Consider the following 14960-nt stretch of genomic DNA (forward strand, 5'->3'; position numbering starts at 1 on the left):
TTAACGAGGTAGATGTTTTTTTTGCAGATGGCGGTTTTACCTCCCAAATCGCCTGCATTTGTTTTGATAAGTTAAAGTTCCTAATTTATATTGTAAATTAGGTAACCTTAGTATCATTGTTTGAATAACTCAGTACCGGGAAACGCAATTTATGCGTCTCTGCATTGTGTTTATGCCTAAATTCCCTCCCAACGGGAGGGGTGCGGCAGGGTTTGTGAGCAATGGCGGGGAGGGGTTTGTTCGTGCGATCAGAAATCACATGGTTAATAAACCCCTTCCTCCCCCTTCCCAAGGGAAGGAATCGCACACACCCGGTGCTTTTTTTACTCTCTTATGCCGTCGCTCTTCCTGTATCCTTGATCCGATCCTTTATCCCTAATTGTTCGAGGCCATTAAAATGCTCGGATTGTAGCCTATAAAAAGCCCGCTCTCAATAACTCCGGTAATTGCCTTGATGTCCTTTTCCATAGTAATGCCTATTTCCTCAAATTTGCAATCAAGTATCAGGTTACCATTCTCTGAAATTATTGATCCGTCTTTACCTTTAGCCGGGCGCAAAACAATGCTGGTAGCTCCCAGGTTCTTCAATTCCCTTTCAACATACAGCAGCGATTGTGGGAACACCTCAATAGGTACCGGGAAATTAGTACCTAATTTGGCTACCATTTTTGATTCATCAACAATAATATAATTCACTGGGCTTGAGCTGATGAGCAGTTTTTCCTTGAACATTGCGCCACCCCTGCCCTTAATTAAACTGTTGTTTGGGTCAACCTCATCTGCGCCGTCAAACAGCCAATCTGGGTTGTGCTCATACAAGGTAGTTAGCGGTATGCCCAGCTTGCTGCAAAACATCGAAATCTCCAACGAGGTGGGGATTGCCAGCACGTTCAGATTTTCAGATTTAATCCTGTCGGCAATGGCCAGCAAAGCCATATACACAGTAGACCCCGAGCCCACGCCAAGCACATCGCCATCCTTTACCTTTTCGGTAATTTGCCGCGCCACCTTTTGCTTGCCAACCGGATTAATGATCTCCGACGACCATTGTAGGTTTTGTATGAGGTTATTATTAGGACTCATTGATTACTTTATATTATTTTTTCGTTCATCGCTCAAATCCTTTAACATTTTCAGAAGACTGAACCGTTTACCGTCTATCAAAAAAATAAAATTCGTAAAAACGAAATGTTCATTTGATTTAGCAACCTCCGCAATAACTGTAACTGGTGCTGCCAACTTCTCTTTTTCGGATTTGCCTTTATCTATATCATGTATATCGACAAGAAACTTGTTACCAATATTCTTTACATTACCTGCTTGATAGCCAAGGCCTATGTCCTGTCCTCCCAAAAACGGATCTGAGTCCAGTCCCACAATTTCCCCTTTTACTTTGGCTTGCGCGGCAAAATCGTCTTTTAGTGCTTTACGAAGACTTAGATCGAAATATTCCGGATGTTGTTTTGTAGGTATTTCACAAGAACATGCCGGATTTTTTTTATTTACCGGAGCCGTGTACAAAACAACATACCAATCATAAAATTTTTGAACAAAAGCTTTAACATCTGCCTTATCCTGTACAGAAGGCTGTGCGTTTACTTTTGAAAATACAGCCACACTTAGCATAACTATACTAACAATTATAAAACATCTTTTATTCATTTATATATCGATATCTAAGAACTTAAAGCAAGTATCAAATAGCAATCCTGCTACCTGATACTCGCTACTTGATACTACAAAATAGCCTTAGCGCGGGCCACTACATTATCTACTGTAAAGCCAAAAAACTTGAACAGGTCTTCTGCCGGGGCCGATTCACCAAAGGTGGTCATGCCTAACATATCGCCCTCGTCGGTAGTGTATTTATGCCAGCCCATTGGGGATGCCATTTCAACAGCCAAACGTTTCCTGCTTGCTTTAGGGAATACTTTTTCTTTATAAGCGGCGTCCTGTTTCTCGAACAATTCCCATGATGGCATACTTACCACACGAGTTGAAATACCTTCTGCTTCTAATTTTGCCTGAGCCTCCATGATCAATGCCACTTCAGAACCGGTTGCTATCAGGATCAGATCCGGACCTTTGCTGCCTTCTGAAAGAATGTAGGCGCCTTTTTCAAGACCATCGGCTTTACCGTATTTATCCTGATCAAGGATTGGCAAGCCCTGACGGGTGAACACCAATACAACCGGACCACCTTTATGCTCAAGCGCAACGCGCCATGCATGTGTGGTTTCGTTGGCATCAGCCGGGCGTATAACCGTAATATTTGGAATAGAACGCAGTGAAGCCAATTGCTCAACAGGCTGGTGGGTAGTACCATCCTCGCCTAAACCAATACTATCATGGGTATAAACAAAAATCGGGCTTATTTTCATAATGGCCGCCAAACGGATAGGCGGGCGCATATATTCTGAGAACATCAGGAAGGTAGCGCCAAAAGGAATAACGCCTTTTGTTAATGCCATACCATTCATTGCCGAACCCATGGCATGCTCACGGATACCAAAGTGGAAGTTACGGCCATTCCTGTTTTCAGAGGTGAATGAATCAAATTCTTTCAGGTTGGTTTCTGTTGATGGGGAAAGATCCGCCGCGCCACCTATCAGGTTGGGCAGGCTTGCTGCAACAGCGTTCAATACTTTACCTGATGCCTGGCGGGTAGCCATTTTAGGGTCAGAGCCTTTAAATACCGGCAGTTTATCTTTCCAGCCTTCTGGTAAACCACCACTGCTGGCCAGTTCGTATTCGGCAGCTAATTCAGGATATTTGGCTTTATAGTCGGCAAATAATTTATTCCATTTTTCTTCTTTGCCTTCGCCTTTAGCACCTACTCCGTTGTAGTATTTTAATACTTCGGCAGGTACTTCGAATGATTTTTCAGGATCAAAGCCGAAGAATTTTTTAACCAGCTTAATTTCATCAGCACCAAGCGGCGAACCATGTGAGCCTGCAGTACCAGATTTGTTAGGGCTGCCATAAGCTATCAGCGAACGAACACGGATCAGTGATGGTTTTTGAGTTTCGGATTTGGCATTTATTAAAGCCAGTTCTAACGCGTGGGTATCGTTAACATCGGCTATTTCCTGTACCTGCCAGCCGTATGAGCGGAAACGCGCGCTTACATCTTCATTAAAAGCAATATCGGTGCTGCCTTCAATAGAGATATGGTTATCATCATACAGATAAATTAAATTACCCAGTTGTAAATGACCAGCTAATGATGCTGCTTCAGAAGTAACACCTTCCATCATATCACCATCGCTGGTAATAGCGTAAATATTGTAATTGAAAAGTTCGAAACCTGGCTTGTTGTAACGTGCTGCCAAATGTTTTTGCGCAATGGCAAAACCTACGCCATTTGCAAAACCCTGACCCAACGGACCAGTAGTAACATCAATACCAGGAGCCAAACCATACTCGGGGTGACCTGCGGTTTTGCTATGTAACTGGCGGAATTGTTTGATATCATCTAAACTAAGATCATAGCCTGTTAAATACAAAAAGTTGTACTGCAATATACAAGCATGCCCTGCCGAAAGGATAAACCTGTCGCGGTTTACCCAATCAGGGTTTTTAGGGTTGTAGTTTAAAAACTTTGACCATAAAACGTGGCCCATAGGTGCAAGCGCCATCGCGGTGCCGGGGTGACCTGAGTTTGCCTTTTGAACTGCATCTGCCGATAATATCCTTACGGTATCTATTGCTAATTTTTCTATGTCCTGATTATTTTCCATTGTCGTGTCGGTGTTGTATAATTTTATTTAGTTGGTGTTAAATGATTTATTTGGCCGGTGTTGCTTTTGATCTTTTGGTTTTGCTTTCACCCTCGTTAAGCCATAACCTTGCGCCACCTTTTATGCCGTCGGCATTGGTAACAATTTTCATGTTTTTATCCAGCTTAAAAGTAAGCAGGTCGGAGTTACCACCGCCAATGTATAAAGTATCGTAATTGAATACTGTTTTTAAAATTTTAAAAACTTTTTGCATGCGCTTGTTCCACCTTTCCTTACCATATTTTTCCAATGCCTTTTCGCCAATGTATTTATCATAAGTGGTGTCTGCATCTTTAACTGGATGGTGGGCCAGTTCCAAATGCGGTAGCAAATGACCATTCATTAACAGCGCGGTGCCAAAACCAGTACCCAGTGTAATAACCATTTCCAGGCCTTTGCCCTTTACTACACCCAGGCCCTGCATATCTGCATCATTAACCACCTGCGTTGGTTTGCCCAACGCTTCGGCCAATTTTTTGCTTAAATCAATACCAGCCCAAAGTTTGGTATCTAAATTGGGGGCGGTATCTATTATCCCGTTTTTCACATATCCCGGAAAACCTACAGATATATAATCATATGAAGGAAAATTCTTAACCAATGTTTTGATAGCTTTTATCAAATTTTCGGGACTTGCAGGCGCCGGGGTTACAATTTTATCGTAATCCATTTTGAGTTCGCCTTTTTTATTTAAGATGGTGGCCTTAATGTGTGAGCCGCCGATATCGATGGAAAGAATTTTTACTTGTGATGGCGTATTGTTTTTCATTCGTATAGATTTATACCGGATTTTAGGTGTAATCGACAATCAATTTGATCACTTAATTTCCCCGGCACGTAAATATCACATTTTTAATAATATCTGATTGTTAAATATGCAATTAATACAAGTGTAACTATTACAATAAGCAATCATCCTTACAAAGGTAAAGTTAGTGTTGCTTTTTACTTTTCAAACAGAAAATCAAAGTTTTTTTACTCAAAAATTGCAAAAACGATGCAAAATGCTCTTTTATTAACACTTTTTCAATAAAACATGACTTTCATTATATTTTTTTACTGATTTATTAAACAATTACATTGTTTTTACCTGAATTAATCACATAACTACGACCTTTCCAGATAAAAACACCCGATGTGCTTTAGGCAGGGCAATCTCTATGCGCCATTTGCCTTCGCTACCGCAAGCGCTTGTGGTAAATTGGATAGTTGGGTTTATTCCAAATCATGGTAACTACAAGCGGGACGCTTGCAGCGGCCGGGTGTCATGGTGAGCAGGCCTCTCCTATGCGCACAAGTCTTCGACAAGACTGACAGGCTTTGCTCTCTTAGCTCCTGTAATTACTAAAAATGAAATTATTTACTTTTCGGGTATTATGACAGTTAAAGCATTGTTCTTTTGTTGGGTGCAGCGCCTTTGTGGTTACACTATCGCTGTAAATAAACTCCTCATATCCCCAACCGCCCGTTTCGTTAAATTGGGAACTATTTTTAACCATTACATCTATTAGCTTTCTTTTGCCTTCATAAATATCCCCGTTTTTTTGAGGGAGGGATTCCAATACGTCAAACACGATGATAGCGCCATCGGCAAACTGACCCGTTTTATAGCCTTCTATAGCTTTTGGATTAGCATATATATGATGAAACCCTGAATGTGATGCAAAAGTGGGATTGTTGACAGCCGTTTTCACATGCGTCCAATTCCGGTAACCTTCCGGAATTAAAATACCTTCGGGCAGTTTCTTTTCGGCCCGGCTAAATGAATACATCATGATCACCATTAGGCTTAGCAAGCTCACTATAATTATTTTTTTCATTGGTTTGGGTTTAATTGGCTCTATCAAATCTACAAATATTTGATAATAAACATTTTGGAATTTTCACCCTGTGTGGAAAGGTTGTTTTTTCAAATGCTTAATTTATTCTCCCCGGCTTTTATAGAATAACTTTTACCCTTCCATACCAGCACACCCGATGTATTTGGCGGCAGGTTGATCCACATCATCCACTTACTTTTCTCCATCTGGTATTTTACCGATAGCTTTCCATTGGGATGAGGAATTTCGCCACTTACATTTTTTAGTTCGCCCAAATGTGGTTCTATTTTTATTTTACTAAAACCGGGGGCATAACTGTCAATCCCTAATATGGTTCTGTAAAACTCAATATTAGGACTTGCACCCCAGGCATGGCAATCAGAACGGTTATGTTCCAGGTCCGAGATCTCGGCCCAGGTAGTAAGGCCCATGTTGATGTTTTTTCGCCATATATCAAGCCATTTCGGGTAGTCGTCTCCAAAACCACCTTTTATTAAAGCCTGGTGCAGGTAGTATTTAAAGTAGATGGTACATTGCGTAAGCGTAGTATCGGTTAACAGTTTTTTGCATAACGCGGTTGCATCGGTATCCGTAACCATACCTGTTAAAACCGCCAGCGTATTGGTATGCTGCGAAAACAGTTGTTTGTCCTCCGTATCTGCATACAATTGCCGGCCTGCATCCCAATATCTTTTTTGAATAGTGGCTTTTAGTTGCGCTGCCTTTTCCTGGTATGATGCGGCAAAGGTGGGCAAACCCATTTTTGCTTCCATTTCGGCAGCCTGGTTATAGGCCCACATCAGTTGTATATCCAATATGGCCGAATTTCCACCGGCGCTTTTAGGTGCCTGACCAAAATCCCAGCCTTTATCATTTACCCAATCAACAAATGTCCAGTAGGGTGTATCTTTTAGTGAGCCATCGGCCTGTTGGTATTTGCCAAAAAATGCCAGCACATCCCTTGCTCCTGATAGCTTATCTTTTATAAACGCGCTATCGGGCCGGTACATCCAGTAATCATGCAGCATACCAATGTACCATAAAGAAAAGGTAGAAATAATTTGGGGCGAAAATGAAGGATGGCGGCTCAGCGTCAATCCTTCGGCAATACGCGAATGATCCATCTGGTTAATGGCGTTGCGTACCAGCCGGTCGTCACCACTGTTATAAAAAGATACCAGGGCCTGTATGCGGGTATCGCCAACATATTGTAGTTGTTCGTAATACGGGCAATCGGTATACGTTTCACCAGCGCAAAGGCGTGCAGTTCGCCAGCCTATATCCAGGATCTTTTGTATTTCGGGGTTGCCTGTTTCCAGTTTGGCATTCAGCTGAAATGGATAGGCCGTAAACGTGCCGTAAATATCATCAATAACCAAAGGTTCATTCCCGGTTTTAACTTTTAATTGGATATAGCGGTAAGTACGCCATGCCAGGGTTGTAAATGTTTGATTGGGCGAGCCATCAGCAATAATACTATCCCTACGACCAGCAAATAATTTCCCTTCCACATCGTTACGGTTACCTTTAACCGTACCCTCCGGCCCGGTTAAACTGGTGAACATGGACTCGGCATAGGTCAGTTTTATAGCCGCGTTTTTCCCCTTGCTAAAATTGAGCGTTATAAAAGCATTGGTTAAAAAAGTTTGATCGAGCAGTAAAGTAGCCGATGTGTTGGCCGGTATGGTTACCGCAGTTTTTATCGCCGGAAAAGACTTAGGAACGCTAACGCCTTCAGCCTTGCGGAGTGAAGCTATGCGTTGGTACTTTAATTCCATTTGTGGGAGCGATGATGGCACCAGCATCCAGTCGAAAGCGTTTACTGTTCCTTTGGGGTTGCCCACGTCTATCTTAATGGCATTTTTCCAGGCGCTGTCGTCAAAGTCAACAGCGTCCCATCCTTTAACCGTTGTGTTCATATCAACCAGCTCACCCGGCCCGGCCACATAATAAGTACGATAACCGACACCGGTAAAGGGCCGATAAGCTTTATCGCGAATACCTTTCCAGGTTTTATTGGTATTGATCCCTTCCTCATTAGCCGTGTTGCCCTGCATAATAAATGCGGTGCGGATAGAGATCTGGGCTTCGGGACGGTAATCGCCCTCGTTCCATACCAATGCCGCGATGCTGTTATTTCCGGCTTTTAAATAAGGTGCCAGGTCAACCGTTTCATAGTTCCAGTAATAGGTATCGCCACGGGCAGGGCCCAATGATACCAGGGTTTGGTTAACATATAGCTTATACCGGTTATCGGCAGATACATGTACTATAAAGGAAGCTGGTTTAGCATTTAGCTGGATATTTTTCCTGAAATGGTAAACGCCGTAATCTTTTGTGGGTTCATCAGGTACGGTGATCCAGGAAGCGTTCCAATGACCTCTTAAAAGTGATGGGGAAACAGTTTGTGAATTGCCCGTTTTTATAATTAATAAACAGACTATCAACAAGGCAGGCTTAAAAAGTATCTTCATTATTAGGCTTTGTGTACTGTGGTTAGCAGCAGGGATTTATGAATGAAGCTAAGTTAATTAATTTGATTTAGCTTATACGTTATTTTAAGGTGCAAATCAAATTGTAGTTTGATTTGCACCTTAAAATAGGCGGCGCTATACTTAGATCATAGCAACAAAGAATTTGGCTAAAGCCCATTTGCTTACTCTGTATCCGTTGGCTAAAGCCAACGGCAATGAAAAACTTCATAAAAAGCAGACTATTCATTGCCGTCCCATTTATGGGACGGATAAAAACAAAAAAAGGAAAGGCTTTAGCCAAATTCACTTGCGCAAGTCTTGCGAGCTGTTTAGCCTCACCTAAACGGCGAAGCCCTCATGTAATAATCCTCTCCAAAGGAGAGGACTTTGACTTGCCAAATGAATAATTATCATTTTTAAGCCCTTCTCCTTTGGAGAAGGGTTGGGATGAGGCTTTTACATCCCTTATTTATCTACAAATGCATATTATTTCATAAATCATCTATCTTTAGGTTTTGCTAAACCTAAGGTTATGGAATTTTTTACCATTATTATGTTGCTGGTAATTATTGTTTTGATCATGAACAATAAGACCAGTATTAACCATAAAATTGCCGATCTGGAACTAAAAATACTGGAGCTAAAGCGGGTAATTGACCATTTACGGGTATCCCGACCAGGTGAAGAACCGGTTAAAAAAACGGATACACCTCAACCTGCCATTAGCGAAATCCCGCCGGTAAAACCGCCGAAAGAACCCGTTAGCGTGCCAAGGCCGCCTGCTCCCGTCGAAATAAAACCCGAGCCTGAACCTGTTCAGGTTGAAAAACAACGTGAAGTTATTAGCGATAGCTTATCCGGCATCAGGCGACCGGTTAAAACATCGGATCTGTATCCACCCAAACCAAAAGAACCTCAACCATCCTTCTTTGAGCGCCACCCTGATCTGGAGAAATTCATCGGCGAAAACCTCATCAATAAAATAGGTATAGCCATATTGGTTTTAGCCATTGGTTACTTTGTAAAATTCGCTATTGATAACGATTGGGTTGGCCCAATAGGCCGCGTTGGCATAGGCATAGCCTGCGGAGGTATTTTAATAGCCATAGCCCACCGGTTACGCAACAGTTATAAGGCCTTTAGTTCGGTACTGGTTGGCGGTGGTTTAGCTGTATTTTATTTTACCATTACACTGGCTTTTCACCAGTTTCACCTGTTTAATCAAACCGCATCGTTCATTATCCTTATCGTGATCACCATTTTCGCGGTGGTGCTTTCGCTGTTATATGACAAGCAGGAACTGGCCGTGATTGCGCTGGTTGGTGGTTTTGCAAGCCCGTTTATGGTAAGCACCGGTACCGCTAATTATGATGCTTTATTTATATACCTGCTTATACTCAATACCGGCCTGCTCATCATCGCTTATTTTAAAGCCTGGCGCATACTTAATATGGTATCCTTTGGCTTTACGGTAATTGTTTTCGCATCGGTTTTATATACACTTACCGCGCCTACCTACCATATTGGTTTTGTTTATGCCAGCATTTTTTATGTGCTGTATTTTATTATCAATGTGGCAAACAATGTTAAGGAGAACAAAAAATTCGTCGCCTCTGACTTTACCATATTGCTCAGCAACACAGCGCTTTATTTTGCCGCCGGCTTATACCTGCTTACCGTGATGAAGGAAGAGCAGTTCAGGGGTTTGTTTTGCGTGAGTTTGGCTGTTGTAAACCTGGTGTTATCCTTCATTTTGTTCCGCAACCGTAAGGTTGATACCAATATATTGTACCTGCTCATCGGTATTACGCTTACATTTATTTCGCTGGCCGCGCCTATTCAATTGCATGGTAACAGCATCACTATTTTTTGGGCGTCAGAAACAGTGCTATTGTATTGGCTGTACCAAAAATCATCTATCCAGTTAATGAAACTTACTTCGTTAATACTATGGATGGCCATGCTGCTCAGCCTGTTTATGGACTGGTACCAGATATATACCTACCACGAAACAAGCCTTACCATCATAGCCAATAAGGGTTTTATTACCACGTTGGTAGCTGCTATAAGTTCATACTTGCTATCAGTTTTGGTGAGCAAGGAAGCAGATCCCCATTTACGCGGTATAGCTGTAGATAAGCGGATTTTCAGTATTGCAGCACTCGCGCTCCTGTTTTTAAGCGGCTTGCTGGAGATCAATCACCAATTTTTAAATCACTACCCCAATACCTCCCTAAATATATTGTACATGATGCTGTACACCCCGGCATTTGTTTATCTGTATTACCTGGTTTCGTTAAAAGTACCGGCCCTTAATTTCAATGAAAAAATAAGGCTGGGCATTTTGATGGTTTGCGTTACGGTTTACCTGGCGTTAACCCCCACTTTCTTCGATCTGCAACGGATTATGCTCATGCAGCAAAAACTTTCAACCAGTCATTTCACCGCGCACTGGATAGGGGCAATTTTTATCGGACTGTTGTTTTACCGTATTACCCGCCTGTGCCAAAAAACGTTGGATGAAGGGATGAAGATCATGTTCACCTGGCTCATCAGCGCGGCTATAGTATTGTTTTTAAGTTTAGAAATAAGCTTATTAAGCAATCTGCTGTTCTATAGCAAAATACATTCTATCGACAGGATAGAAACAGTTTATGTTAAAACCGGACTGCCCATATTATGGGGCCTGTTATCCTTCGCGCTCATGTGGCTGGGGATGCGTTATAAGCTCCGGGTGATGCGTATTGTATCATTAAGCCTGTTTTCGTTAACGCTGCTTAAATTATTTTTGTTCGATATTGTTAATATACCTGTGGCGGGAAAGATCGCAGCGTTCTTTTGCCTGGGGATCCTGCTACTTATAATATCGTTCATGTATCAAAAGGTTAAAAAAATTATTGTTGATGACAAGACTAAAGCCAAGGATGAATAAAATAGCTTGCCTTACCCTATTATTTTGTGGGTTGATGCTATCTGCATCGGCACAAAAAAACTTTAAATACCAGGCAGCCCTGCAAAAGATCAATAGTACCGGATTTTATCGCATTAGCCTGCAGCCTGCTTTAGTGGCAAAAGCCAAGGCCGATCTGTCAGACATTAGGGTCATTGATGCTAAAGGGAATTTCATACCTTATATACAAGCGGGAAGCCTGCCTCAAAAAAATCAGAAAAGCTTTGTTGTTTTTAACCAGGTTGATGCCCGGTTAAGCACCGATACCGGAACCACTTTTATTGTTGAAAATAAAACCGGTCTGGCTCTGGACCGCCTGTGGATAAAACTGCAAAATACCGCCGTACAGCGCAAGGTAAATTTAGTTGGCAGCGATGACCTGAAACAATGGTTTGCCATACAGGAAGATGTTCCGTTGCAGGAGGCCGTGGTAAACAGCGAGGGCACTTATATGCAATCATTAGCCTTCCCAACCAGCAATTACCGCTACCTTAAAATTTTGGTGAACGATAAAAATAAAGCACCCATAAAGTTTTTGCAGGCCGGGGTATATACCGAATATGCAGCCTCGCTCGCCTATATGCCGATTGCACCCGCGCAAATAAGTCGGACCGACAGTAATAAAACCACCTACGTCACCATTAAACTGAATGACAGCTACCAGGTAAACAAGTTGCATATAAATATCATAGCGCCTAAATATTTTAAGCGTGATGTGATGGTTTACCAGATCATCGGGCGCGACAAACAATTGCTTGGCGAGGCCGAATTAAATTCCGCAAAACCTACTGACCTGCTCATAGCTGCCAAGGCCGGCCAACTGTTACTGCAAATAAGCAATGGTGATAATTTGCCTTTAGCCATCAAGGGTATCGAAGCGTATCAGTCCGACGAATCATTGATCAGCTATCTGGATGGTAAACAAACCTACAAGCTCCTTGCAGGCGATGCGTCGGTACAAGCACCCGAATATGATCTCAAATTTTTTGCAGATAGCATTCGCGATGATATCCCGCAGATAAGTCATGAGGCAGTTCAAAAAAACACCGCTTACCAAACCAAACAGAAAAAGGCAGGCCGTGATTATACTGTGTTTATCTGGATCGCTATAATAGTTGCCCTTGGGTTGTTGCTTTTTTTGACTTTAAAAATGACCAAAGAGGTTGGTAAAAAAGCGGATAAGGAAAATGAATAACGCTTTAGGTAGTCTGAATGCTATAGGCATAGTAGTTCGAAGTCAGAGAATCGGATAGTGGGGTCCTGGATTTAAACAATAAATAAAATGAAGATAGAAGATATAGAATGGCATGATCAGATTTTAACACGAGTTGAAATAGACCGGGCAAATCCGGGCGAAAACGATTCGATTTTATTAGACTTTAAGATTCTATATGACACAGTAACTCTATTGCTTAAGGATGTGTATCATGCGGAATTACACCTTAACTTTGGGATTGTTGCAGAAGAAACCATAAGATATTTGAACATTTCATATATAGGAGAGGATGTTGTTGCAGTAAAGGAGAAATGGAGCAAGATAGGGGTGAATTTGAATGAATTGTGTAAAGTCGAGTTAAGTACTAACTCTACAAATAGCTTATTGCGGATATATTGTCTCTCCTATTCAATTACTAAATAACTTCCAAAGCTGGCGCAACGCGTGTCGCACGTGTCCCGATTGTTTATCCCCGCGCGTCCTTGCGAGGCACGAAGCAATCTCTATGCTATACAGAGCCACTCTGTAAATCGGGGATTGCTCCGCCTATTCAAGCGTCCACGCTTGAATAATTGCTGAAGTAAGCGTCCACGCTTACCTTTTTTAATAACTCTTTGCGTAAGCGTGGACGCTTACATTTGATATAAGTTCAAGCGAAGGACGCTTGAACTGGCGGGGCAGACAATTGCGAGTAAGGCCTTTGTAATCGAAAGGTAAAAAGGGATTGCCTTCGCTGGCGCACGCGTGCCACTTGCGGCAGTTAGTACATAACGTTTCATATAAACATTCCCTCCCCTGGGAGGGGTGCGGTAGGTAGAGGGCGATGGCAGGGAGGGGTTTCTACGTGCGATCCGGACTCGCAAGTGTTTACAAAACCCCTACCTCCCCTTCCCTAAGGAAGGAATCGCACATTCCCTCCGTTTTCTTTTCTATTCTTCCGAACAAATTTGAGGACTTGACATTTACCCCTTAATACTCAATATATCATGCACCGCGTGTTCGGCATTTTCATACTGAAACACAAAGCCAGAATCCAATAATCGTTTGGGTTTTACCCAGCGACTTTTTAATATCAGTTCAGGTTCGGTACCAATAACCACGGCACCGATATCAAGCAACCACTCCGGTGCAGACAATCCAAACGGCATACCATAACTTTTACGTATGGTATCCATCATGTCGATATTTTTCACACCCATGGGCGCAGTGCAATTAAATATGCCCTCCATATCCGGGTGATCAAGCAGCCATTGGGTACTGCGGGCCACATCGTGCTCATGCACCCAGGCCATATATTGTTGTCCGGTACCTTGTTTGCCACCCATGCCCAGTCGCACCAGGTTAAGCAGGCGCGGAAAAACACTGTCGCTGCGGCCAAGTACTATACCCATGCGCAGGGCAACTTTACGGGTATGCGGTGTTTCGCAGTTCAGAAAAACGGTTTCCCATATATTGCATACATCTATTGAAAAACCATAGCCAATTTCGCCGGTCTCCTCATCCTGCGGATGGTCTTCGGCATGGCGGTATATCGTGGCAGAGGTTACATTGATCCAAAGTTTTGGCGGGTTGGTCATTTTATGGATCACATGGCCCAGCAGCTCGGTAGGCAAAACGCGTGAGGTAATAATTTCGGACTTGTTTTTTTCTGTATAGCGGCAGTTTACATTTTTACCGCACAGGTTTATCAGCATATCGGCACCTGCGAGCTGTACCGTCCAGCCGTTTTCGGTTTTACCATCCCAAACTACAGTTCGTATATTATCAACAGGTTTTGCTTGTTTGCGGGCCAGGATGATGACCTCATCGGCTATGTCTTTATAATATTTTGCCAGTATAGTGCCCAGGTAGCCATTGCCGCCGGCAAGTACAATTTTTTTATAGGTTTTCATTAGTTCAGGTTTAAGATCAATGCCAATAAAATAATACGATACGCAACCCATGTAATAGTAGGTACCCAACCCAGGTTTAACAGTTGAGTACGGCGGATATGCTCCAGGAACATTAACCCGGCAACAGCCATAAAACACAAAGCATATACCTCAGACCCTAATTTAAACCAATGGTTTATTGCCAGCGGAATTAAAAGCAACAAGCTGCCCGCGAAAGAAATGGTCATCATATTGCCCAGGTAGGTCCAGGTTTGGCGGCGTTCCCAAAAGCTCATCACTGCTCCCTGAAAAATGATCTGTCCGCCGCATATCATGTATTCGCGATAGGCATTGCCCAATGGTATCACCCCGGTAAGCAAATGGGCATAAGCGGTTAGTATAAACCCTGTAAAAAACCAGGTGAACAGCAGGTACGCTATCCGGTAATGTCTTTTAAATGTGGGCTGATAAGTAAAATTGACCTCCCCTTTTGATGGCGGAATAATAACCCGCCTGTTGTATGATATAAAGGCGTAAACTTTGCTCATGAGCCATATAAATGGTTTAAATGCAAACAGTGGTGTAAATAGTGGGAATGCATTACCTATTATTTTAAACAAACTTTTTATTCCGTAGGTTACCTCGCCGCTTTTAAGATTTATCAGGGCAATTTCATTAACGGCCCGCTGGCGGTCATATACCGGGCAGGTATTTTCAGCAACATCCTGATAAGCTGAACGTCCATCGGTATCCAGCATCCCGGTTTTAACAAAGGCTTTGGTGTACACACTGCACATAGGACATTCCGCATCGAAAAGCACCACATGATCTTTTAACGTTTTCATTGTAT

General features: G+C 42.6%; 11 protein-coding genes. 3 read left to right on the top strand and 8 right to left on the bottom strand.

The features are described 5' to 3' along the window. Positions 1-375 precede the first annotated feature (375 nt). The 6 genes from rpiA to AC1DRQ_RS01830 form a co-directional block, all read right to left on the bottom strand. Positions 376-1083, bottom strand: coding sequence for a ribose 5-phosphate isomerase A (gene rpiA / locus AC1DRQ_RS01805; protein ID WP_477421916.1), 708 nt, complete (start codon positions 1081-1083; stop codon positions 376-378). A 3-nt stretch (positions 1084-1086) separates the two neighbouring features. After that, a complete protein-coding gene (locus tag AC1DRQ_RS01810) occupies positions 1087-1662 on the bottom strand; it encodes a YqhG/Tai3 family protein (protein ID WP_477421917.1) in 576 nt (191 codons plus the stop codon). A gap of 74 nt (positions 1663-1736) precedes the next feature. Continuing rightward, positions 1737-3740 (bottom strand): transketolase, encoded by a 2004-nt coding sequence (gene tkt / locus AC1DRQ_RS01815; RefSeq protein WP_477421918.1) that lies wholly within the window; start codon positions 3738-3740, stop codon positions 1737-1739. Positions 3741-3786: 46 nt separating this feature from the next. Then, complete coding sequence (locus AC1DRQ_RS01820) at positions 3787-4548, bottom strand: ROK family protein (protein ID WP_477421919.1); 762 nt, start codon at positions 4546-4548, stop codon at positions 3787-3789. Between the two features lie 559 nt (positions 4549-5107). Beyond that, a complete protein-coding gene (locus AC1DRQ_RS01825) occupies positions 5108-5599 on the bottom strand; it encodes a cytochrome P460 family protein (protein WP_477421920.1) in 492 nt (163 codons plus the stop codon). A gap of 89 nt (positions 5600-5688) precedes the next feature. Next, entirely contained in the window at positions 5689-8073 is a 2385-nt protein-coding gene (locus AC1DRQ_RS01830; protein ID WP_477421921.1) for an alpha-L-rhamnosidase-related protein, read from the bottom strand. A gap of 532 nt (positions 8074-8605) precedes the next feature. On the opposite strand from AC1DRQ_RS01830, the gene AC1DRQ_RS01835 reads away from it, so the two are divergent. The 3 genes from AC1DRQ_RS01835 to AC1DRQ_RS01845 all read left to right on the top strand — a co-directional run bounded on the left by AC1DRQ_RS01835 (position 8606) and on the right by AC1DRQ_RS01845 (position 12662). Next, a complete protein-coding gene (locus AC1DRQ_RS01835) occupies positions 8606-11005 on the top strand; it encodes a DUF2339 domain-containing protein (protein WP_477421922.1) in 2400 nt (799 codons plus the stop codon). After that, a complete protein-coding gene (locus AC1DRQ_RS01840; protein WP_477421923.1) occupies positions 10998-12218 on the top strand; it encodes a DUF3999 family protein in 1221 nt (406 codons plus the stop codon). The genes AC1DRQ_RS01835 and AC1DRQ_RS01840 overlap by 8 nt, the downstream gene beginning before the upstream one ends. 87 nt (positions 12219-12305) lie before the next feature. Next, a complete protein-coding gene (locus tag AC1DRQ_RS01845) occupies positions 12306-12662 on the top strand; it encodes a hypothetical protein (protein ID WP_477421924.1) in 357 nt (118 codons plus the stop codon). A gap of 539 nt (positions 12663-13201) precedes the next feature. On the opposite strand, the gene AC1DRQ_RS01850 is transcribed toward AC1DRQ_RS01845, so the two are convergent. Then, entirely contained in the window at positions 13202-14131 is a 930-nt protein-coding gene (locus AC1DRQ_RS01850; RefSeq protein WP_477421925.1) for a TIGR01777 family oxidoreductase, read from the bottom strand. Then, positions 14131-14955, bottom strand: a complete 825-nt coding sequence (locus tag AC1DRQ_RS01855; protein ID WP_477421926.1) for a thiol-disulfide oxidoreductase DCC family protein — start codon at positions 14953-14955, stop codon at positions 14131-14133. Before AC1DRQ_RS01855 ends, AC1DRQ_RS01850 begins: the two co-directional genes overlap by 1 nt. Positions 14956-14960 lie beyond the last annotated feature (5 nt).

This window comes from Mucilaginibacter sp. P4_E8, from assembly GCF_056401495.1.

Excerpts from the sequence above, each read along its gene's own strand:
- rpiA (WP_477421916.1), bottom strand. The coding sequence starts at position 1,083 with ATGAGTCCTAATAATAACCTCATACAAAACCTACAATGGTCGTCGGAG.
- AC1DRQ_RS01810 (WP_477421917.1), bottom strand. The coding sequence starts at position 1,662 with ATGAATAAAAGATGTTTTATAATTGTTAGTATAGTTATGCTAAGTGTG.
- tkt (WP_477421918.1), bottom strand. The coding sequence starts at position 3,740 with ATGGAAAATAATCAGGACATAGAAAAATTAGCAATAGATACCGTAAGG.
- AC1DRQ_RS01820 (WP_477421919.1), bottom strand. The coding sequence starts at position 4,548 with ATGAAAAACAATACGCCATCACAAGTAAAAATTCTTTCCATCGATATC.
- AC1DRQ_RS01825 (WP_477421920.1), bottom strand. The coding sequence starts at position 5,599 with ATGAAAAAAATAATTATAGTGAGCTTGCTAAGCCTAATGGTGATCATG.
- AC1DRQ_RS01830 (WP_477421921.1), bottom strand. The coding sequence starts at position 8,073 with ATGAAGATACTTTTTAAGCCTGCCTTGTTGATAGTCTGTTTATTAATT.
- AC1DRQ_RS01835 (WP_477421922.1), top strand. The coding sequence starts at position 8,606 with ATGGAATTTTTTACCATTATTATGTTGCTGGTAATTATTGTTTTGATC.
- AC1DRQ_RS01840 (WP_477421923.1), top strand. The coding sequence starts at position 10,998 with ATGAATAAAATAGCTTGCCTTACCCTATTATTTTGTGGGTTGATGCTA.
- AC1DRQ_RS01845 (WP_477421924.1), top strand. The coding sequence starts at position 12,306 with ATGAAGATAGAAGATATAGAATGGCATGATCAGATTTTAACACGAGTT.
- AC1DRQ_RS01850 (WP_477421925.1), bottom strand. The coding sequence starts at position 14,131 with ATGAAAACCTATAAAAAAATTGTACTTGCCGGCGGCAATGGCTACCTG.
- AC1DRQ_RS01855 (WP_477421926.1), bottom strand. The coding sequence starts at position 14,955 with ATGAAAACGTTAAAAGATCATGTGGTGCTTTTCGATGCGGAATGTCCT.